Annotated in this window: 17 protein-coding genes; 11 read left to right on the top strand and 6 right to left on the bottom strand. The window is 60.9% G+C overall.

Translation table 11 applies throughout. The features are described 5' to 3' along the window. Positions 1 to 49: 49 nt before the first annotated feature. From pap to QMK50_RS06585, 3 genes are all read left to right on the top strand, one after another. Positions 50 to 1561, top strand: a complete 1512-nt coding sequence (gene pap, locus QMK50_RS06595; RefSeq protein ID WP_095167995.1) for a polyphosphate:AMP phosphotransferase — start codon at positions 50 to 52, stop codon at positions 1559 to 1561. 1642 nt (positions 1562 to 3203) lie between these two features. Continuing rightward, complete coding sequence (locus QMK50_RS06590) at positions 3204 to 4388, top strand: thiolase family protein (RefSeq protein WP_159997374.1); 1185 nt, start codon at positions 3204 to 3206, stop codon at positions 4386 to 4388. 110 nt (positions 4389 to 4498) lie between these two features. Then, a complete protein-coding gene (locus QMK50_RS06585) occupies positions 4499 to 5467 on the top strand; it encodes a DMT family transporter (RefSeq protein WP_095167999.1) in 969 nt (322 codons plus the stop codon). An 88-nt stretch (positions 5468 to 5555) separates the two neighbouring features. On the opposite strand, the gene QMK50_RS06580 is transcribed toward QMK50_RS06585, so the two are convergent. Then, on the bottom strand, positions 5556 to 6950 hold the full coding sequence (locus QMK50_RS06580; RefSeq protein ID WP_320332813.1) for a class II fumarate hydratase: 1395 nt from the start codon (positions 6948 to 6950) through the stop codon (positions 5556 to 5558). A 193-nt stretch (positions 6951 to 7143) separates the two neighbouring features. On the opposite strand from QMK50_RS06580, the gene QMK50_RS06575 reads away from it, so the two are divergent. The 7 genes from QMK50_RS06575 (at position 7144) to QMK50_RS06545 (ending at position 14965) form a co-directional block, all read left to right on the top strand. Beyond that, positions 7144 to 7665, top strand: a complete 522-nt coding sequence (locus tag QMK50_RS06575; protein WP_095168002.1) for a DUF2059 domain-containing protein — start codon at positions 7144 to 7146, stop codon at positions 7663 to 7665. A gap of 12 nt (positions 7666 to 7677) precedes the next feature. After that, positions 7678 to 7977, top strand: coding sequence for a BolA family protein (locus tag QMK50_RS06570; protein WP_320332812.1), 300 nt, complete (start codon positions 7678 to 7680; stop codon positions 7975 to 7977). A 114-nt stretch (positions 7978 to 8091) separates the two neighbouring features. Then, the gene (locus QMK50_RS06565) at positions 8092 to 9033 is read left to right on the top strand and encodes a rhodanese-related sulfurtransferase (RefSeq protein ID WP_320332811.1); all 942 of its coding nucleotides are present in this window, start codon (positions 8092 to 8094) and stop codon (positions 9031 to 9033) included. Between the two features lie 36 nt (positions 9034 to 9069). After that, the gene (locus QMK50_RS06560) at positions 9070 to 9672 is read left to right on the top strand and encodes a DsbA family protein (protein WP_174244628.1); all 603 of its coding nucleotides are present in this window, start codon (positions 9070 to 9072) and stop codon (positions 9670 to 9672) included. Continuing rightward, positions 9665 to 11482 carry an ABC transporter ATP-binding protein gene (locus QMK50_RS06555; RefSeq protein WP_320332810.1) on the top strand — a complete coding sequence of 606 codons (1818 nt, stop codon included), beginning with the start codon at positions 9665 to 9667 and terminating at the stop codon, positions 11480 to 11482. The genes QMK50_RS06560 and QMK50_RS06555 overlap by 8 nt, the downstream gene beginning before the upstream one ends. Before the next feature lie 182 nt (positions 11483 to 11664). Further along, positions 11665 to 14124, top strand: a complete 2460-nt coding sequence (locus tag QMK50_RS06550) for an EAL domain-containing protein (RefSeq protein WP_095168010.1) — start codon at positions 11665 to 11667, stop codon at positions 14122 to 14124. 79 nt (positions 14125 to 14203) lie between these two features. After that, on the top strand, positions 14204 to 14965 hold the full coding sequence (locus QMK50_RS06545) for a TenA family transcriptional regulator (RefSeq protein WP_413787293.1): 762 nt from the start codon (positions 14204 to 14206) through the stop codon (positions 14963 to 14965). An 83-nt stretch (positions 14966 to 15048) separates the two neighbouring features. Here QMK50_RS06545 and QMK50_RS06540 read toward each other — a convergent pair whose 3' ends face one another. The 5 genes from QMK50_RS06540 to QMK50_RS06520 form a co-directional block, all read right to left on the bottom strand. Continuing rightward, positions 15049 to 15975, bottom strand: a complete 927-nt coding sequence (locus QMK50_RS06540; protein ID WP_320332808.1) for a GGDEF domain-containing protein — start codon at positions 15973 to 15975, stop codon at positions 15049 to 15051. A 247-nt stretch (positions 15976 to 16222) separates the two neighbouring features. Then, positions 16223 to 16963 (bottom strand): YciK family oxidoreductase, encoded by a 741-nt coding sequence (locus QMK50_RS06535; RefSeq protein ID WP_095168015.1) that lies wholly within the window; start codon positions 16961 to 16963, stop codon positions 16223 to 16225. A 105-nt stretch (positions 16964 to 17068) separates the two neighbouring features. Next, positions 17069 to 17740: an N-acetylmuramic acid 6-phosphate phosphatase MupP gene (gene mupP, locus QMK50_RS06530; RefSeq protein ID WP_095168017.1), complete on the bottom strand. Its 672-nt coding sequence runs from the start codon at positions 17738 to 17740 to the stop codon at positions 17069 to 17071. A 4-nt stretch (positions 17741 to 17744) separates the two neighbouring features. Further along, complete coding sequence (gene ubiG / locus QMK50_RS06525; RefSeq protein ID WP_095168018.1) at positions 17745 to 18443, bottom strand: bifunctional 2-polyprenyl-6-hydroxyphenol methylase/3-demethylubiquinol 3-O-methyltransferase UbiG; 699 nt, start codon at positions 18441 to 18443, stop codon at positions 17745 to 17747. A 63-nt stretch (positions 18444 to 18506) separates the two neighbouring features. Continuing rightward, entirely contained in the window at positions 18507 to 19838 is a 1332-nt protein-coding gene (locus QMK50_RS06520) for a TRZ/ATZ family hydrolase (protein WP_320332807.1), read from the bottom strand. 108 nt (positions 19839 to 19946) lie between these two features. Here QMK50_RS06520 and mtnA point away from each other — a divergent pair, with 108 nt between their 5' ends. Beyond that, the gene (gene mtnA, locus QMK50_RS06515; RefSeq protein WP_320332806.1) at positions 19947 to 21023 is read left to right on the top strand and encodes an S-methyl-5-thioribose-1-phosphate isomerase; all 1077 of its coding nucleotides are present in this window, start codon (positions 19947 to 19949) and stop codon (positions 21021 to 21023) included. Positions 21024 to 21134 lie beyond the last annotated feature (111 nt).

The raw sequence follows: 21134 nt of genomic DNA, 5'->3' as shown, positions 1-21134 counted from the left end.
ACCGCCGGTCAATCCGCTAGGCTTGGGCCATCTTGGATGGGAGCCACTCATGTTCGAATCTGCCGAAATCGGTCACGCGATCGATAAAGAAACCTATGAGGCCGAAGTACCGGCGCTGCGTGAAGCCTTGCTCGAAGCCCAGTTCGAGTTGCAGCAGCAGGACCGCTTTCCGGTGATCGTGCTGATCAACGGTATCGAAGGCGCCGGCAAGGGCGAGACGGTCAAATTGCTCAACGAGTGGATGGACCCGCGGCTGATCGAAGTGCGCACCTTCGACCAGCAGACCGATGAAGAACTGGCGCGGCCACCGGCCTGGCGCTATTGGCGGATGCTTCCGGCCAAGGGCCGTATGGGGGTGTTCTTCGGCAATTGGTACAGCCAGATGCTGCAAGGTCGGGTTCACGGCTTGTTCAAGGACGCGGTGCTGGACCAGGCAATCAACGGTGCGGAACGCCTGGAGAAAATGCTCTGCAACGAAGGCGCACTGATCTTCAAGTTCTGGTTTCACCTGTCCAAGCAGCAAATGAAGGCCCGCCTCAAATCGCTGCAGGACGACCCACTGCACAGCTGGCGCATCAGCCCGTTGGACTGGCAGCAGTCCCAGACCTACGACAAGTTCGTGAAGTACGGCGAGCGGGTGATCCGCCGCACCAGCCGCGATTACGCGCCATGGCACATTATCGAAGGCGTCGACCCGCACTATCGTAGCCTGGCGGTAGGCAAGATCCTGCTCGCCGGCCTGCAGGCCGCCCTCAAGCGGCCCAACCTCAAGCCGGATAAGGTCAGCGCCGCGCCACTGACCACCAGCGTGGACCAGCGCGGGCTGCTGGATGCCCTGGACATGAGCCAGCACCTGGGCAAGAAAGACTATGAAGAGCAGTTGATTACCGAGCAGGCACGGCTGGCCGGCTTGCTGCGGGACAAGCGCATGCGCAAGCACGCATTGGTCGCGGTGTTCGAGGGCAATGATGCGGCAGGCAAGGGCGGGGCGATCCGTCGGGTGGCCGCGGCGCTCGATCCGCGGCAGTACAGCATCGTGCCGATTGCCGCGCCGACCGAGGAAGAGCGTGCGCAACCTTACCTGTGGCGCTTCTGGCGGCACGTTCCGGCGCGGGGTAAGTTCACCATCTTTGACCGTTCCTGGTATGGCCGGGTGTTGGTGGAACGTATCGAAGGCTTCTGTACGCCGGCCGACTGGATGCGCGCCTATGGCGAGATCAACGACTTCGAAGAGCAACTCGATGCCTCCAATGTAATCGTCGTGAAGTTCTGGTTGGCCATCGATAAACAGACCCAGCTGGAGCGTTTCCAGGAGCGCGAACAGATCCCCTTTAAGCGCTTCAAGATCACCGAGGACGATTGGCGTAACCGCGAAAAATGGGACGACTACCGTGGCGCCGTGGGCGATATGGTCGACCGCACCAGCACCGAGGTCGCGCCCTGGACCCTGGTGGAGGCCAACGACAAGCGCTGGGCCCGGGTCAAGGTGCTGCGCACCATCAACCGGGCGCTGGAAGCGGCGTTCGAGAAATCCGACAAGCACGACAAGAAACACAAGTAGGGGTAGGTCTCTGGCAAGTCGTAAGCGTCGTGTCAGGCTCCATTCATGTTGGCTGCGCCGACCTCATCGCGGGCAAGCCCGCTCCCACGGTAATTGTGGGTGCATGCAAATTTTGCAAGCAAGCATGAAACCTGTGGGAGCGGGCTTGCCCGCGATAACGGTGTGTCAGGCTCCATTCATGTTGGCTGTGCCGGCCTCATCGCGGGCAAGCCCGCTCCCACGGTAATTGTGGGTGCATGCAAATTTTGCAAGCAAGCATGAAGCCTGTGGTAGCGGGCTTGCCCGCGATAGCGGTGTGTCAGGCTCCATTCATGTTGGCTGTGCCGGCCTCATCGCGGGCAAGCCCGCTCCCACGGTAATTGTGGGTGCATGCAAATTTTGCAAGCAAGCATGAAGCCTGTGGGAGCGGGCTTGCCCGCGATAGCGGTGTGTCAGGTTGCATTCATGTTGGCTGTGCCGGCCTCATCGCGGGCAAGCCCGCTCCCACGGTAATTGTGGGTGCATGCAAATTTTGCAAGCAAGCATGAAACCTGTGGGGCGGGCTTGCCCGCGATAACGGTGTGTCAGGCTCCATTCATGTTGGCTGTGCCGGCCTCATCGCGGGCAAGCCCGCTCCCACGGTAATTGTGGGTGCATGCAAATTTTGCAAGCAAGCATGAAACCTGTGGGAGCGGGCTTGCCCGCGATAACGGTGTGTCAGGCTCGGCCCATTCATGTTGGCTGCGCCGACCTCATCGCGGGCGAGCCCGCTCCCACGGTAGTTGTGGGTGCATGCAAATTTTGCAAGCAAGCATGAAACCTGTGGGAGCGGGCTTGCCCGCGATAACGGTGTGTCAGGCTCCATTCATGTTGGCTGTGCCGGCCTCATCGCGGGCAAGCCCGCTCCCACGGTAATTGTGGGTGCATGCAAATTTTGCAAGCAAGCATGAAACCTGTGGGAGCGGGCTTGCCCGCGATAACGGTGTGTCAGGCTCCATTCATGTTGGCTGCGCCGACCTCATCGCGGGCGAGCCCGCTCCCACGGTAGTTGTGGGTGCATGCAAATTTTGCAAGCAAGCATGAAACCTGTGGGAGCGGGCTTGCCCGCGATAACGGTGTGTCAGGTTGCATCCATGCTGGCTGTGCCGGCCTCATCGCGGGCGAGCCCGCTCCCACGGTAGTTGTGGGTGCATGCAAATTTTGCAAGCAAGCATGAAACCTGTGGGAGCGGGCTTGCCCGCGATAACGGTGTGTCAGGCTCCATTCATGTTGGCTGCGCCGACCTCATCGCGGGCAAGCCCGCTCCCACGGTAATTGTGGGTGCATGCAAATTTTGCAAGCAAGCATGAAACCTGTGGGAGCGGGCTTGCCCGCGATAACGGTGTGTCAGGTTGCATCCATGTTGGCTGCGCCGACCTCATCGCGGGCAAGCCCGCTCCCACGGTAGTTGTGGGTGCATGCAAATTTTGCAAGCAAGCATGAAACCTGTGGGAGCGGGCTTGCCCGCGATAGCGGTGTGTCAGGTTGCATTCATGTTGGCTGCGCCGATCTCGAGCGAGCACCATGGGTTTGCATACGCGGGATGAATGATTGTCGCGGTCGGCGGGGTGGTGGATCTATTCTCGATTCAATCCCCTGAACGACAACAACAATGAGGTATGCCATGCGTGAAGTAGTGATCGTCGATAGCGTGCGAACCGGCCTGGCCAAGTCTTTCCGTGGCAAGTTCAACCAGACTCGCCCGGATGACATGGCGGCCCATTGCGTCAACGCACTGCTGCAACGAAATGCTATCGACCCGGCCAGCGTCGAGGATTGCATCGTCGGCGCCGGTTCCAACGAAGGTGCCCAGGGCTTCAATATCGGGCGTAACGTGGCCGTGCTCTCGCGCCTGGGCACTGGCACCAGCGGCATGACCCTCAACCGCTTCTGCTCCTCCGGCCTGCAGGCGATTGCCATTGCGGCGAACCAGATCGCTTCGGGTTGCAGCGACATCATTGTCGCCGGTGGTGTCGAGTCCATCAGCCTGACCATGAAAAGCGTCAACACCGACAACCTGATCAACCCGTTGCTCAAGGAGCAGGTGCCGGGTATCTACTTCCCCATGGGCCAGACCGCGGAAATCGTTGCCCGTCGTTATCAGGTCAGCCGCGAAGAGCAGGACCGCTACGCCCTGCAAAGCCAGTTGCGCACTGCCCAGGCGCAGGCCGGCGGATTGTTCGACGATGAAATCGTGCCGATGGCGGTGAAGTACAAGGTCGAGGACAAGCACAGCGGCGAGGTGCAGATCCTCGAGGGCATTGTCGATCGTGATGACTGCAACCGTCCCGACACCACCTACGAAAGCCTGGCCGGATTGAAACCAGTGTTCGCCGAGGACGGCTCGGTGACGGCCGGTAACTCGTCGCAACTGTCCGACGGTGCTTCGATGACCCTGGTGATGAGCCTGGAAAAAGCCCTGCAACTGGGCCTTAAACCCAAGGCGTTCTTCCGTGGTTTTACGGTGGCCGGTTGTGAGCCGGATGAAATGGGTATCGGCCCGGTGTTCTCGGTGCCCAAGCTGCTCAAGGCCAAAGGTCTGCAAGTCGCTGATATAGATCTGTGGGAACTGAACGAAGCCTTTGCCTCGCAATGCCTGTACAGCCGTAACCGCCTGGAAATCGACAACGAAAAGTACAACGTCAACGGCGGCTCGATCTCCATCGGCCATCCGTTCGGCATGACTGGCTCACGCCAGGTCGGGCACCTGGTGCGCGAACTGCAGCGCCGCAACCTGCGCTACGGCATCGTGACCATGTGCGTGGGCGGTGGCATGGGCGCCAGCGGGTTGTTCGAAGCGGTGCGTTGAACCGAGCGACCCATACAGTCTTATTAGCGGCTAGTGCGCAACTGTCCCTGTGTGATGCCGGCGTGGAAGCCTAGAATGGGCTTTTCTCGCCGTCTTGCTCTGGGGTTTGCATGCACATTTCGTCCGGTCGCTGGGTCTATGGTCTGTTCCTGGCCCTGCTGACCGCTTTTTTATGGGGCATCCTGCCGATCAAGCTCAAGCAGGTGCTGCTGGTGATGGACCCGGTCACGGTGACCTGGTTTCGCCTGCTGGTTTCCGGCGGGTGCCTGTTTGCCTACCTGGCCGCCACCCGGCGCCTGCCAAGCCGCAAGGCCCTAGGCCCCAAAGGCGGCTGGCTGGTGCTGATGGCTGTGCTCGGGCTGGTGGGGAACTACGTGCTGTACCTCATGGGCCTGAATCTATTGAGCCCCGGCACTGCGCAACTGGTGGTGCAGGTGGGCCCGATCCTGTTGCTGATCGGCAGTGTGTTGATATTCAAGGAGCGTTTCAGCCTGGGGCAGGGGATTGGCCTGCTGGTGCTGATGCTCGGCTTCGGGCTGTTTTTCAATCAACGCCTGAGCGAGTTGCTGACGTCCTTGAGTGACTACACCGCCGGGGTGCTCCTGATTTTGTTGGCTTCCACCGTGTGGACCTTCTATGCGCTGGGGCAAAAACAATTGCTGACAGTGTGGAATTCGCTACAGGTGATGATGGTGATCTACCTGTTTTGCGCCCTGTTGCTCACGCCGTGGGTGCATCCACTGGAGGCGCTGCAGTTGAGCCCGCTGCAAGGCTGGTTGCTACTGGCGTGCTGCCTCAATACCCTGGTTGCCTATGGCGCGTTTGCCGAGGCGCTGGCCCATTGGGAAGCCTCACGGGTCAGTGCAACGCTGGCGATCACCCCGTTGGTGACTTTTGCGGCAGTGGCGTTGGCGGCCTGGTTATGGCCGGAGTATGTACAGGCCGAGCAGATCAATGGCCTGGCGTATGGCGGCGCGTTGCTGGTGGTACTGGGTTCGGCGCTGGTGGCATTGGGGCCGTCGCTGATTGCCGGGCTCAGGGCACGGCGGATGCGGGCGGCGGTGACGCGGATCAGTTGAAAAATTGCGGCGTACTTTAGAGCATCGCGAGCAGGCTCGCTCACACAGGGATTGTGTATAACCTGCGCAAGCGTGCCAACTGGCGGATTCAGCCCTGCTTGCCTGCCTCCAGCATGTTTTCCGGGCGCACCCAGGCATCGAACTGCTCGTCTGTCAGGTAGCCCAACTGCAACGCCGCGTCACGCAGGGTTAACCCCTCGCTGTAGGCTTTCTTGGCGATTTCCGCCGACTTGTCATAACCGATGTGCGGGTTCAGCGCGGTCACCAGCATCAAGCCTCGTTCCAGGTGAGCGGCCATTTGCCCGGCATCCGGTTCCAGGCCGGCGATGCAGTGCAACTGGAAGTTGCTGCAGCCGTCGGCGAGCAAGCGGATCGATTGCAACAGGTTGTGGATGATCACGGGCTTGAACACGTTCAACTGCAGGTGACCTTGGCTTGCGGCGAAGCCGATCGCCACGTCGTTCCCTAGCACCTGGCAGGCCAGCATCGACAGGGCTTCGCACTGGGTCGGGTTGACCTTGCCGGGCATGATCGAACTGCCTGGTTCGTTGGCCGGCAGCCTGACCTCGGCGAAACCGGCGCGCGGCCCGGAGCCGAGCAGGCGCAAGTCGTTGGCGAGTTTCATCAGGGTCACGGCGAGGGTTTTCAGGGCGCCGGACAGGGTGGTCAGCGGCTCATGACCGGCCAGCGCGGCGAACTTGTTCGGTGCGGTGACAAACGGCAGGCCGGAGAGGGCGGCGAGCTCCGCGGCAATCGCTTCGCCAAAGCCATGGGGCGAGTTGAGCCCGGTACCGACGGCGGTCCCGCCCTGGGCCAGCTCGCAGACGGCCGGCAAGGCGCTGCGGATGGCTCGCTCGGCGTAGTCGAGCTGGGCGATGAAGGCGGACATCTCCTGGCCGAAGGTGATCGGCGTGGCGTCCATCAGATGGGTGCGCCCGGTCTTCACCAGCTTCATGTGGCGCGCCGCCAGCTCGGCGAGACCGCCGGACAGTTCGTTGATCGACGGCAGCAGTTGCTGTTGCACGGCCTGCACCGTGGCGATGTGCATGGCCGTGGGGAAACAGTCGTTGGAGCTCTGCGAGCGATTGACGTGGTCGTTCGGGTGCACCGGCGCCTTGCCGCCACGCGGGTTGCCGGCCAGTTCGTTGGCACGCCCGGCAATCACCTCGTTGACGTTCATGTTGCTCTGGGTGCCGCTGCCGGTTTGCCAGACCACCAGGGGGAACTGCTCATCATGCTCGCCGTCGAGCACTTCGTCGGCAGCCTGTTCGATCAGCCGGGCAATATCGGCCGGCAGGTCACCATTACGATCATTGACCCGGGCCGCCGCTTTCTTGATCAGCGCCAGGGCGTGCAGCACCGCCAGTGGCATGCGTTCGCTACCAATCGCGAAATTGATCAGCGAGCGTTGGGTCTGCGCGCCCCAGTAGGCGTCATCCGGGACTTCAACCTGGCCAAGGCTGTCGGTTTCAATACGGCTCATGGGTCACATTCCTTCAGGGTTGATAGCGAAGTTTAGGTGCTGAATGTCGCTGGGGGTTCCATCAGTCGATTTTTCTACCGTTCGGTTGCTGCAAATCAGGCCCGGCAAGGGGGAGGGGTTGAGCGCACGCGTTTTTTAGGCGCAGAATGGCTCCCCTTGGGGTTTTACCTCGCCAGCTAGAAAAGGAAACTCGATGACCCGTCTTCGTGCCATCTGTACCGCGGTTGCCCTGGTCTGCGCCAGCGGCCAGGCCTTCGCCGATACCGCCAGCCACAATGCCAGCGCCGAGGCTTTCCTGACCCTGGCGCATGCCGACAAGCTGGGTACCCCGGTGTACATGCAGGTGCAGCAGATGTTTGCCCAGCGCTTTGCCCAGACCAAGGCCCCGGAGTCGAAAAAAGCCCTGCTGGAAACCTACCAGGCCAAGGCCAACGCCGCGCTGGACCAGGCCATTGGCTGGAACAAGCTCAAGCCGGACATGGTCAAGCTGTACACCAGCAACTTCAGCGAATCAGAACTCAAGGACCTGGTCGCGTTCTACCAGTCGCCCCTGGGCAAAAAAGTCCTGGAAAAAATGCCTCAGCTGACTCAGCAGTCGGCGCAGATGACCCAGGCCAAACTGGAAAGCGCGGTACCGGTGGTCAACAAGCTGCTGGCCGACATGACCAACGAACTTGATCCAAAAGCCGCGGCAGCCGCCAAGAAAAAGCCCTGACCGGAGCCCGTGATGACCATGCAACATCGTATTGAGACGACGCTGAACGCGTTGCTACCCGTGCACCTGGATGTGCTGGACGAAAGCCACATGCACAGTCGCGGGTTGCAGACCCACTTCAAGGCGGTAGTGGTCAGCGAACAGTTCGCCGGGCTCAACAGCGTCAAACGCCACCAGAAGGTCTACGCCACGCTGGGCGACCTGATGGGTGAGTTTCACGCGTTGGCGCTGCACACCTATACCCCCGAGGAATGGGCCAAGACGGGCGCCGCGCCTGCCTCGCCGACTTGTGCCGGCGGCAGCAAGCACTGATCGCCTACAGGCCAGCTGATTTTTGTTAGACTACGCAGCGCGCCGCTTATGCCGGCGCGTTTTTTTTCGCATCCGGTTCACCCTTTACGAGGGTAGCCACCTGGAGAAATACCCATGACACAACAGATTGTCGTGGCGGCACTGTATAAGTTCGTCACCCTGGAAGATTACGTTGCACTGCGCGAGCCCCTGCTGCAGGCGATGGTCGACAACGGCATCAAAGGCACCCTGCTGATTGCCGAGGAAGGCATCAACGGCACGGTTTCCGGTAGCCGCGAAGGCATCGACGGCCTGATGGCCTGGCTCAAGAACGACCCGCGCATGGACGATATCGACCACAAGGAATCGTACTGCGACGATCAGCCGTTCTATCGCACCAAGGTCAAGCTCAAGAAAGAAATCGTGACCCTGGGCGTCGAAGGCGTCGACCCGAACAAGAAAGTCGGCACCTATGTCGAGCCGCAGGACTGGAACGCCTTGATCAGCGACCCGCAAGTGCTGTTGATCGATACCCGTAATGACTACGAGGTCTCGATTGGCACCTTTGAAGGGGCGATCGACCCGAAGACCACCAGTTTTCGCGAATTTCCCGACTACATCAAAGCCAACTTCGATCCGGCCAAGCACAAGAAGGTCGCGATGTTCTGCACCGGCGGCATTCGCTGCGAGAAGGCTTCGAGCTATATGCTCAGCCAGGGCTTCGATGAGGTCTTCCACCTCAAGGGCGGAATCCTCAAGTACCTCGAAGAGGTGCCGCAGGAAGAAACCAAATGGCAGGGCGACTGTTTTGTATTCGATAACCGGGTCACCGTTCGCCACGACTTGAGCGAAGGCGACTACGATCAATGTCATGCCTGTCGCACCCCCGTCAGCGTAGAAGACCGCGCATCCGAGCATTTTGTGGCTGGCATCAGTTGCCCTCATTGCTGGGATAAGCTGAGCGAGAAAACCCGTCGCAGCGCAATCGACCGGCAAAAGCAGATCGAATTGGCCAAGGCGCGCAACCAGCCGCACCCGATTGGTTACAACTACAAGCAATCCAGCACCGAGGCCTGAACCATGACCGCGCGCCTGCTCTATGTAATGGACCCGATGTGTTCCTGGTGCTGGGGGTTCGCTCCGGTGGCCGAGGCATTGGCCTTGCAGGCGCAGGCCGCCGGCGTGGACGTGCACCTGGTGGTCGGTGGTTTGCGCACGGGCAGTGGCGCGGCGCTGGAGCCGACTACCCGACGCTACATTCTTGAACACTGGCAGGCCGTCAACGACGCCACTGGCCAACCATTCAAGCTCGACGGTGCGCTGCCCGAAGGTTTTGTCTACGACACTGAGCCCGCCTGCCGCGCGCTGGTCACGGCCCGCAGCCTGGCACCGGATTGCGCCTGGCAGTTGCTCAAGCTGATCCAGCAGGCTTTTTATGCACAGGGGCGCGATGTGACCCACGCCAGCGTGCTGGTGGAGTTGGCCGAGCAAGCGGGCTTGCCGCGAATCGAATTCGCCGCAGCCTTCGACCGTGCCGACCAGCACGCCGCCACGGCGGCGGATTTCACCTGGGTCCAGGACCTGGGGATTGCCGGCTTCCCGACCTTGTTGGCCGAGCGTAACGGTCAACTGGCCTTGTTGACCAATGGCTACCAACCACTTAGCGAGCTGTCCCCGTTGCTCGGCCGCTGGCTGGAGCGTGCCGCCTGTGTATGACCAGCCTGACGCTGGACAGCCACCGGAGCGAGTCGATCGGCTGAGTTGGGCACACATCCGTCGCCTGGCACTGCGGCATAAAAAAGCCTTGTGGATCGCCAACGGTGTCGCCGTCCTGGCGACCTTGTGCAGCGTGCCGATTCCCTTGCTGCTGCCGTTGCTGGTGGATGAGGTGTTGCTGGGCAATGGTGATGCGGCGCTGAAGGTGATGAACCACGCGCTGCCCCAGGCCTGGCAAAGCGCCGCCGGTTATATCGGCCTGATGCTGCTGATCACCCTGACCCTGCGGTGTGCGGCATTGTTGTTCAACGTGGTGCAGGCTCGGCTGTTTGCCGGTTTGGCCAAAGACATTGTGTATCGCATTCGCCTGCGGCTGATCGAGCGCCTCAAGTGCATTTCCCTGGGCGAGTACGAAAGCCTGGGCAGCGGCACGGTCACCACCCACCTGGTCACCGACCTGGACACGGTCGACAAGTTTGTCGGCGAGACTCTCAGTCGGTTCCTCGTGGCCATGCTCACGCTGGTGGGCACGGCGGCGATCCTGGTCTGGATGCACTGGCAGCTGGCACTGCTGATTCTGCTGTTCAACCCACTGGTGATCTACGCCACGGTGCAGTTGGGCAAGCGGGTCAAGCACCTGAAGAAGCTGGAGAACGACAGCACCTCGCGGTTCACCCAGGCGCTGACCGAGACCCTGGACGCGATTCAGGAAATCCGTGCCGGCAACCGCCAGGGCTTTTTCCTCGGTCGTCTTGGCGCCCGCGCCCGGGACGTGCGCAACTATGCGGTCAACTCGCAGTGGAAAACCGATGCGTCGAGCCGCGCCAGTGGCTTGCTGTTCCAGTTCGGCATCGACATCTTTCGTGCCGCAGCGATGCTCACCGTGTTGTTCTCCGACCTGTCCATCGGGCAGATGTTGGCGGTGTTCAGCTACCTGTGGTTCATGATCGGTCCGGTCGAACAACTGCTGAATCTGCAATACGCCTATTACGCCGCCGGCGGTGCCTTGACGCGGATCAATGAGCTGTTGTCGCGCGCTGACGAGCCGCAGTACCCGGGAGGGATCGATCCGTTCAAGGGGCGCGAGACAGTCGGTATCGAAGTGCAAGGCCTGAGTTTCAGCTATGGCGACGAGCCGGTGCTGGACCAGATGAACTTGTCCATTGCGCCCGGAGAAAAAGTCGCCATCGTCGGGGCCAGTGGTGGCGGTAAAAGCACCTTGGTGCAATTGCTCCTGGGGCTTTATACCCCCCAGGGCGGCGAAATCCGTTTTGGCGGTGTCACCCAGCACGACATTGGTCTGGAAACCATCCGCGAGCATGTCGCGGTGGTGCTGCAGCACCCGGCGCTGTTCAACGACAGTATTCGGGCCAACCTGACCATGGGCCGTGAGCGCAGTGACGAAGCCTGCTGGCAGGCCCTGCAGATCGCCCAACTCGATGCCACGGTCAAGGGCTTGCCCCAGGGGCTGGACAGTATTGTCGGGCGTTCCGGTGTGCGCTTGTCCGGTGGTCAGCGCCAACGCCTGGCGATTGCCCGGATGGTGCTCGCCGAACCCAAGGTGGTGATTCTCGACGAAGCCACCTCGGCGCTCGATGCCGCCACCGAGTACAACCTGCACCTGGCGCTGGCGCGGTTTCTCAGTGGGCGGACCACCTTGATCATTGCCCACCGCCTCTCGGCGGTGAAGCAGGCCGACCGGGTGTTGGTGTTCGATAGCGGGCAAGTTGCCGAGGATGGCGACCATCAGCAACTGATCGCGGAGGGTGGTTTGTACGCCAAGCTGTACGGTCATTTGCAACAGCACTGAAGGCGGCCGGCACTTACTTCCAGGCCACTTCCAATGCATTGGGGTTGCCGTCAACAGCAAACTGCTTCATCACGTATGAGCATTAAAAATGTCGCGGCTTGCCGGGAGTGAGATCGCCTCCTAGGCTAGCTGTAACGATTTCGGCTGCACGTCGATCAAGCAGCGTTAACGCAAGGGACCTCATGAAGCAAAAAAGGACGCTCGGGACACCTCGGCTGCTGGGCATCGTCTGGCCGTTTATTGCCGTCGTCCTATTTCAGGCCCTGCTCGGTGGTGTCAGCCTCTATACGCTGTCGGCGGTTCGCGGCTATGTGGCCGGCGAGAGCCTGTGGTCCAAGAGCCAGAAAGACGCGATCTACTACCTCAATCTCTATGCTGACAACCGCGACGAATCTATCTTTCGAAAATACCAGCAGGCCATGACGGTGCCGGAGGGTGGCCATGAACTGCGGGTTGCACTGGACCGCGAGCCGCCGGACCTGGAGGCGGCCCGACTAGGCATTCTCAAGGGGGGTAATCACCCGGACGACGTACCGAGCCTGATCTGGCTGTACTTGAATTTTCGCCATTTCAGCTATCTGCAAATCGCTATCGATCGTTGGATTGAGGGTGATGCGTATCTGGTCCAGCTGGACACTGTTGCCCGGGACATGCACGAGCGCATCAGCCGCAACCAGGCCACCGAAGCGGACATGGCGCGGTGGAAAGCGCGGATATTTGCCATCAATGAAGGTGTAACCCCCGCCGCCAAGGCCTTCAGCGATGCGCTGGGCGAGGGCTCGCGGGTGATTTTGCGCTGGTTGCTGTACACCAACCTGGCAACCGCGCTCGGTCTGATTGTCCTGGCCTTGCTGCGGACCCACAAACTGCTCGCGCAGCGCCACGCTTTTGCCGATGCCTTGCAGCTGGAAAAAGAGCGCGCGCAAATTACCTTGCAGTCGATTGGTGACGCCGTGATCACCACCGATGTCGAGGGCGCCATTGCTTACATGAACCCGGCGGCCGAAGCACTGACCCACTGGAAGGCTGGACAGGCCGTCGGCCTGCCGCTGGCGGAGTTGTTCAATCTGCTGGATGAGAACGCCCAGGCCGACGGCTTCACCCTGATCGAGCACATTCTCAGCGGTCAGCTCAGTGGCAGCAGCGAACACGCCAAGCTGATCCAGCGTCTGGACGGCAGTACGGTATCGGTGACCCTGGTCGGCTCGCCGATTCACACGGCCGGCAAGGTCAGTGGCACGGTGCTGGTGTTGCATGACATGACCCAGGAGCGGCAATACATCGCCAACCTTTCCTGGCAGGCGACCCACGACGCTTTGACCGGCCTGGCCAACCGCCGCGAATTCGAATTTCGCCTGGAGCAGGCGCTGCATAACCTGACACGCCAACCTGGGCGACATGCACTGATGTTCCTCGACCTCGATCAATTCAAGCTGGTCAATGACACCTGTGGACATGCTGCCGGCGATGAGTTGCTGCGACACATCTGTGCCTTGCTGCAGTCGGGCTTGCGCGAGGGTGACACCCTGGCTCGGCTGGGGGGGGACGAGTTCGGCATTCTCCTGGAGAACTGCTCGCCGGAGTCCTCGGAGAAAATCGCCGAGACCCTGCGCCAGACCGTGCAAAACCTGCATTTTGTCTGGAAAGGCCGGCCATTCGTGACCACTGTCAGTATCGGCCTGGTGCACGTCGCGCAGAATCCGGCGACCCTGGAAGCCTTGCTGCGGGCCGCGGACATGGCGTGCTACATGGCCAAGGAGAAGGGCCGTAACCGCGTCCAGCTGTACCATGTCGACGATTCCGAGTTGTCGCTGCGCTTTGGCGAAATGGCTTGGGTGCAGCGCTTGCACATGGCCCTTGAAGAAAATCGCTTCTGTTTGTACTCCCAGGAAATCGCCACCTTGGGGCACGTCGATACAGGCGGTGGGCATGTCGAAATTCTTCTACGACTGCATGACGAAGCCGGGCGAATGATATTGCCCAGTTCTTTTATTCCCGCCGCCGAACGTTATGGCTTGATGACTTCCCTGGATCGCTGGGTGGTCGAGAATGTATTCAAGATAATTGCCCAGTGTATGGCCCGACAACATGAAGGGCCGATGGCGATGTGTGCGATTAATCTGTCAGGCATTACTATTGGTGATGATGAATTTTTAATCTTCTTGCGTCAGCAGTTTGTTATTCACGGTATTCCGCCTGAAATGATTTGTTTTGAAATTACTGAAACCAGTGCAATTTCAAATTTATCCAGTGCAATTAAATTTATTAATGAACTCAAAGGCTTGGGTTGCTACTTTTCTCTAGATGATTTTTGTGCCGGAATGTCATCGTTCGCGTATCTGAAACACTTACCTGTAGACTTTCTAAAGATCGACGGAAGTTTCGTCAGGGATATGCTGGACGACCCGATTAACCGCGCAATGGTCGAAGTGATCAACCACATTGGTCATGTCATGGGTAAGCGCACGATTGCCGAATTTGTTGAAACCCCGCAGATCGAGCAGGCCTTGCTGGAAATCGGCGTGGATTATGCGCAGGGTTACAACATTGAACGTCCGCAGTTGTTTACCACTGACAGCCTGCTCTGTCGGCCGAGTCGACCTCGGCCATTGTTGTTCAAGGCGCCCGGTACGTTCCGTTGAAGTTGTCTGTCGATCCCTAACCATCACAATCAAAAGGAGTGCGACAGTGATCGATACATTCAACAGAACCGGCCCGCTTATGGAAGCTGCTAGTTATCCTGCCTGGGCTCAGCAATTGATTCAGGCGTGCAGCGAGAGCAAGCGTCGGGTTGTCGAACATGAACTTTACCTGCGTATGCGCGACAACCAACTCAGCGCCAGGACCATGCGCCAATACTTGATTGGTGGCTGGCCGGTGGTGGAACAATTTGCGCTGTATATGGCGCAGAACCTGACCAAGACCCGCTTTGCCCGGCACCCGGGCGAACACATGGCACGCCGCTGGTTGATGCGCAATATCCGGGTAGAACTCAATCATGCCGACTATTGGCTGCATTGGAGTCGTGCCCATGGCGTGAGTCTGGAAGATTTGCAGGCGCAACAAGTGGCGCCGGAGCTGCATGCGCTGAGTCATTGGTGCTGGCATACCAGTTCGTCCGACTCGTTGATCGTGGCCATCGCCGCCACCAACTATGCGATCGAGGGAGCGACGGGGGAGTGGGCGGCGCTGGTCTGTTCCAATGGGATCTATGCGGCGTCATTTGCCGATGAGGAACGCAAACGCGCCATGAAGTGGCTGAAAATGCACGCGCAGTACGACGATGCTCATCCTTGGGAGGCGCTGGAGATCATCTGCACGCTCGCCGGCCAAAACCCCAGCAAGGCGCTGCAGGAAGAGCTGCGCCTAGCCGTGTGCAAAAGCTACGACTATATGTACCTGTTCCTGGAGCGCTGCCTGCAACTGGAGTACGTCCACAAGCCCAGCGTAGTCCGTGGGCGAATGGCGATGGCGGAAGGCTGACGGCGCGGCTCCTGCAGCAGCTGGCGCAGCCTGCGTTGGGTTGCGCGGCGACCCCTGACATTCTCAAGCAGGGTGTCGGGGGATTATCCCGCCATCGCCAGGCGATTACGCCCCTCGCGCTTGGCCACGTACAGCGCACTGTCAGCGCGGCGCAGCAGGCTTTCGGCCGATTCTGCGGGGAGCAGGGTCGAGCAGCCGAGGCTGACGGTCAGCTCGATCAGCTTGCCCTCAACCCGATAATCCTCCACCTGTGCGCTGTATCGCAGGCGTTCGCCGACCATGGCCGCAGCTTCGCGGGTGGTATTGGACAGCAGGATCAAAAACTCCTCGCCACCGAAACGAAACACCATGTCGACGTTGCGCAGTTGGTTCTTGATCGACGTGGCGACGGCCTTGAGCACCTGGTCGCCAGCAGCGTGGCCGTGGCCGTCATTGACGCGCTTGAAGTGGTCGATATCCAGCATCAGCAGGGACAAAGGCTGCTGGTGACGTCGGGCCATGTGGATTTCCCGTTCCAGGGTCTGATCCATGGCGATACGGTTACCGGTACCGGTCAGGGGGTCACGCAGTGCGCTTTGAGTCGCCGCTCGATACAGCAGGGCGTTGCGCATCGGGAACAACAAGGGCACCAGCAGGGCTTCGAGGTTGGCCTGCTCCTGCTCGCTGAAGCGTTGATTGCGCCGGAACACCAGTTCACCCAGGTGTTCACCCTGATGGCTGAGGCTGTAGCTCACCGAGTGATGGCCGCGCTGGCCGAGCTCCAGGCGCAACTCGCTGGACTCGTGCCGATAGTGCAGGGCGTCCAGTGGAACCAGGCGCTGAACTTCGCGAAAAAACAGGCCGAGGATGCGTTGCGGTTCCAGGCTGGTTTGCAATTGCAGGCCCATTTGCTGGCGCAACTGGCTCAGGCTCGCAGGGCGTTCCACAAGGGGCGGGATCTGGCCAAAACCCAGGCGTTGCAATTTGGCGCTATCAAAATCAATTGCGTGGGTCTGGGTTGGAGATTTCATATGGCGTGCGCCCCCAAGCAGGAATGCTGTCTGACAAGCTGGGTTACAGCGTGTTTGGTGCAGATTTAGAGCGAAATGCGTGCCATCGGTTCATTTTCTGGAAAAGCCGATTGCAATCAGATGCTTGGGGCACCCAGCGGGGTATGCCTGCGAGCAATATGACGGTTGTTTGACTAAGCATAGCAGAATAGTGGCACCGCCTGGCTCATGCCGCGGCGGGAAGCCGTCGCGACATGCTGGGGCGAGCTTACTGGGCGTCGAACGCCTGGCCGTTGATGCCGCTGCTATCCGGCCCCATGAGGTACAGGTAGACCGGCATGATCTCTTCCGGGGTCGGGTTGTTGTTCGGGTTTTCCCCGGGGTAGGCCTGGGCACGCATGCTGGTGCGGGTGGCGCCCGGGTTGATGCTGTTGGAGCGGATCGGTGCGACGGTGTCGACTTCATCGGCCAGGGTCTGCATCAAGCCCTCGGTGGCGAACTTCGATACGCCATAAGCACCCCAGTAGGCACGGCCCTTGCGACCCACGCTGCTGGACGTGAAGATCACCGAGGCGTCCTTGGACAGCTTGAGCAGGGGCAGCAGGGTGCTGGTGAGCATGAACATGGCGTTGACGTTGACTTGCATCACGCGCATGAAGTTTTCGCCGGACAGTTGCTCGATCGGCGTGCGTGGACCAATGATCGAGGCGTTGTGCAGCAGGCCGTCAAGGTGCCCGAACTCAGTCTCGATCATTGCCGCCAACTCGTCGTACTGGTGCGGCAGAGCGGTTTCCAGGTTGAACGGGATCACCGCCGGTTGAGGGTGGCCCGCAGCTTCGATTTCGTCGTAGACCTGGGTCAGGTTGGCTTCGGTCTTGCCCAGCAACAGCACGGTGGCGCCGTGAGCTGCGTAGGTTTTCGCGGCGGCTGCACCGATCCCGCGGCCGGCACCGGTGACCAGGATGACCCGGTCCTTGAGCAATTCAGGACGAGCGGAGTAATCAAACATAAAAAACCTCTACAAAAATTCTTCAGGTCAGGCGCAATCCCAGCGGGGGCGCCGGTGCGGCTATCGCCAGCAGGCGCGCTCCCACAGATGTGGTGCGTTGACTGCTTAGCAGCTGCACAACGCGCTATCGAGCACCTTGCGCAACTCCAGCGGATGATCCACCACCACGTCCGCACCCCAGTGCCGCGGGTTGTCGTCTGGGTGAATGTAGCCGTAGGTGACCGCGGCGGTGCGGGTGCCGGCATCGCGTCCGGACTCGATGTCGCGCAGGTCGTCGCCGACGAACAGGACGCTGGCCGGGTCGAGGTCGAGCATCTTGCACGCGAGGATCAGCGGTTCCGGGTCTGGCTTGCTGTTCTTTACGTGATCCGGGCAGATCAGTAGGGCCGAGCGCTCGGCCAGCCCCAGTTGTTGCATGATCGGCTCGGCAAAACGCAGCGGCTTGTTGGTCACTACGCCCCAGATCAGATTGGCCTTCTCGATGTCGGCCAGCAGTTCAGCCATACCGTCGAACAGTTTGCTGTGGACCGCGCAGCCCTTGAGGTAGCGCTCGAGGAACTCCAGGCGTAGTTCCTCGAAGCCTGGCGCCTGCGGGTCCAGCATGAAGGTCGCGGCGACCATGGCCTTGGCCCCGCCGGAAATCTCGTCGCGGATGCGTTTGTCCGGGATCGCTGGCAGCCCGCGCTCGGCGAGCATGTCCTGGCAGATGGCGATGAAGTCCGGCGCGGTGTCGAGCAGGGTGCCGTCCATGTCGAAGAGAACTGCTCTGATTGCCATGGGCTTACTCCTCGCGCAGGGTCTGGATCATGTAGTTGACGTCAACGTCGCTGGCCAGCTTGTAGTGCTTGGTCAGCGGGTTGTAGGTCAGGCCGATGATGTCCTTGACGGTCAGGCCGGCTGCACGGCTCCAGGCGCCCAGTTCGGAAGGGCGGATGAATTTCTTGAAGTCGTGGGTGCCGCGTGGCAGCAGCTTCATGATGTATTCCGCGCCGACGATGGCGAACAGGTAGGCCTTCGGGTTGCGGTTGATGGTGGAGAAGAACACCTGGCCGCCGGGCTTGACCATACGGAAGCAGGCGCGGATCACCGACGAGGGGTCGGGCACGTGCTCGAGCATTTCCAGGCAGGTGACCACGTCGAACTGCTCGGGCATTTCTTCGGCCAGGGCTTCGGCGGTGATCTGCCGGTATTCCACGCTCACGCCCGACTCCAGTTGATGCAACTGGGCAACTGCCAGGGGCGCTTCGCCCATGTCGATGCCCATCACGGTGGCGCCGCGCTGTGCCATGGATTCGCTGAGGATGCCGCCGCCACAGCCGACGTCCAGGACCTTCTTGCCCGCCAGTTTGACGCGTTCGTCAATCCAGTTGACGCGCAGTGGGTTGATGTCGTGGAGGGGCTTGAACTCGCTTTCGCGATCCCACCAGCGATGGGCCAGGGCCTCGAATTTGGCGATTTCAGCGTGGTCGACGTTGCTCATGGGTAATCCTCTGAATCTGAAATATTCTGCTGTCAGCCTTGAGGTTCAGCTCAAGGGGTCGTTCTATTCGGTGTGGCCGCTGATGCGTTGGCCCCAGGCGTTGGCCGTGGCGCACAGCTGTTGTTCATCGAGGCGCGTCAGGCGCCGGTCGTCGAGCAATTGCTTGCCGCCGACCCAAAGGTGTTTCACGCAGTCCCGGCCGGTGGCATAGATCAGTTGCGAGACTGGGTCGTAGACCGGTTGCTGGGCCAGGCCGGACAGGTCGAAGGCCACGAGGTCGGCAAGCTTGCCGACTTCCAGCGAGCCAGTCTGCTGTTCCAGGCCCAGGGCACGGGCGCCGTTGAGGGTCGCCATGCGCAGGGCGCGATGGGCGTCCAGGGCGCTGGCGGATCCGGCAACGGCTTTGGCCAGCAGGGCGGCGGTACGGGTTTCGCCCAGCAGGTCCAGGTCGTTGTTGCTGGCGGCGCCATCGGTGCCGATCGCCACATTGACCCCGGCTTGCCACAAGCGCTCCACCGGGCAGAAGCCGCTGGCCAGTTTCAGGTTCGATTCCGGGCAATGAATCACGCTGCTGTTGCTTTCTACCAGCAATACCAGGTCGTCTTCGCTGATCTGGGTCATGTGCACCGCCTGGAAGCGTGGCCCCAGCAGGCCCAGGCGTGCCAGGCGGGCCAATGGCCGCTCACCGTGCTTTTCCAGCGCCTGGTGCACCTCGATCGCGGTTTCGTGGACGTGCATGTGAATGGCGGCGTCCAGTTCCTCGGCGATCACCCGGACTTTCTCCAGGTTTTCATCGCCAACGGTGTAGGGTGCATGGGGGCCGAAGGCGATTTTGAGGCGTGGATGGTGCTTGAGGTCGCCGAACAGTTCGATGCCCTGGCGGATCGCCTCATCGGCACTGCTGGCGCCGGGAATCGGGAAGTCGAGGATCGGAATTGCGATCTGTGCCCGTATGCCGCTGTTATGGACACGCTCACTGGCAACTTTGGGGAAGAAGTACATGTCCGAGAAGCAGGTGATGCCACCTTTGATCTGTTCGGCGATGGCCAGGTCGGTGCCGTCGCGTACAAAGGCCTCATCAACCCACTTGGCCTCGGCCGGCCAGATGTGCTGTTCGAGCCAGGTCATCAGCGGCAAGTCGTCGGCCAGGCCGCGGAACAGGGTCATTGCCGCATGCCCATGGGCGTTGATCAGCCCGGGGCTGAGCAGCATGCCTGGCAACTCCCGGACCTCATGGGCCGCGAGTTTGAGTGCAGCGCTGCGCGGACCGATGAAGGCAATTCGCCCGTCGCGGATCCCCAGGCCATGCTCCTTGAGCACCACGCCCGCCGGCTCGACAGGCACCAGCCAGGTCGGCAGCAAGAGGAGGTCGAGAGCGGCAACGGGGGTCGGCATCGAGGATTCGGTCCAGTGCTTTTGTAAAGGATGGCGAAGTATACCCGAGCGTCTTCGCGGGGGGATCGCTATAATCGACGGCTTTTGTTCATGAGTACGGGGTGAGGGATGCGCGATCGACTGTTGGCTGCTGAGAAGGTGAAGGCCATCGATTGGCGAGACGGCACCCTGTACCTGCTGGATCAGCGCCTGCTGCCGTTCGAGGAGCGCTGGATCGCCCATACCAGCGCGGCGCAGGTGGCGGAGGCCATTCGTGCGATGGTGGTCCGTGGCGCCCCGGCAATCGGCATTAGCGCCGCCTATGGCATGGTGCTGGCCGCGCGTGCCCGAATCGCCGCGGGTGGCGACTGGCAGGCGGCGCTGGAAGAGGATTTTGCCCTGCTGGCCGAGTCCCGCCCGACCGCAGCCAACTTGTCCTGGGCCCTGGGGCGCATGCGCGAACGCCTGGCGCGGCTCAAGGCCCACGCCCAGCCCTTGGCCGCGCTCGAGGCCGAAGCCCTGGCGATCCAAGAAAGTGATCGTGAGGCCAACCTGACCATCGCCCAGTTGGGCGTCGACCTGATTCGCAAGCACCAAGGCAACGCGCAGACCATCCTCACCCATGGCAATGCCGGTGCGCTGGCCACGGGCGGCTTCGGTACGGCGCTGGGGGTGATTCGCGGGGCGTTCCTGGAAGGCATGGTCGAGCGGGTCTATGTCGACGAAACCCGGCCCTGGCTGCAAGGCTCGCGCCTTACCACTTGGGAGCTGGCCAACGAAGGCATTCCGGTGACTGTCAATGCCGATGCGGCTGCCGCCCATATCATGAAGACCAAGGGCATTACCTGGGTGGTCGTCGGCGCTGATCGGATCGCCGCCAATGGCGATGTGGCCAGCCAGATCGGCACCTACCAGTTGGCAGTCAACGCCATGCACCACGGCGTGCGCTTCATGGTGGTGGCGTCGAGCTCGACCATCGACATGGACCTGGCCAGCGGCGAGGACATCGTCCTTGAAGAGCGCGACGCCGGTGAGTTGCTCGAAGTGGGCGGCAAGCGGATTGGTGAGGGGGTCGAGGCTTTTAATCCGGTGTTCGACGTCACGCCGGCGGACTTGATCGATGCCATCATCACCGAAAAAGGCCTGGTCGAGCGGCCGGATACCGCAAAGATGGCGCAGTTGATGTGCCGCAAGCGCCTGCATTGATCAGCTCAGGTGTCTGAGCGATTGTCGTCGCGAGCAGGTTCATTCCCACAGGTTTTGCGCCCACCACATGCTCTGCAGGAGCTGGCTTGCCAGCGAAGGGGCAGGTCAAGT

Origin of the sequence: Pseudomonas sp. P5_152 (assembly GCF_033989915.1) — a bacterium.
In the GTDB taxonomy this organism is placed as follows: Bacteria; Pseudomonadota; Gammaproteobacteria; order Pseudomonadales; family Pseudomonadaceae; genus Aquipseudomonas.
This window is presented reverse-complemented; position numbering and strand designations above follow the sequence as displayed.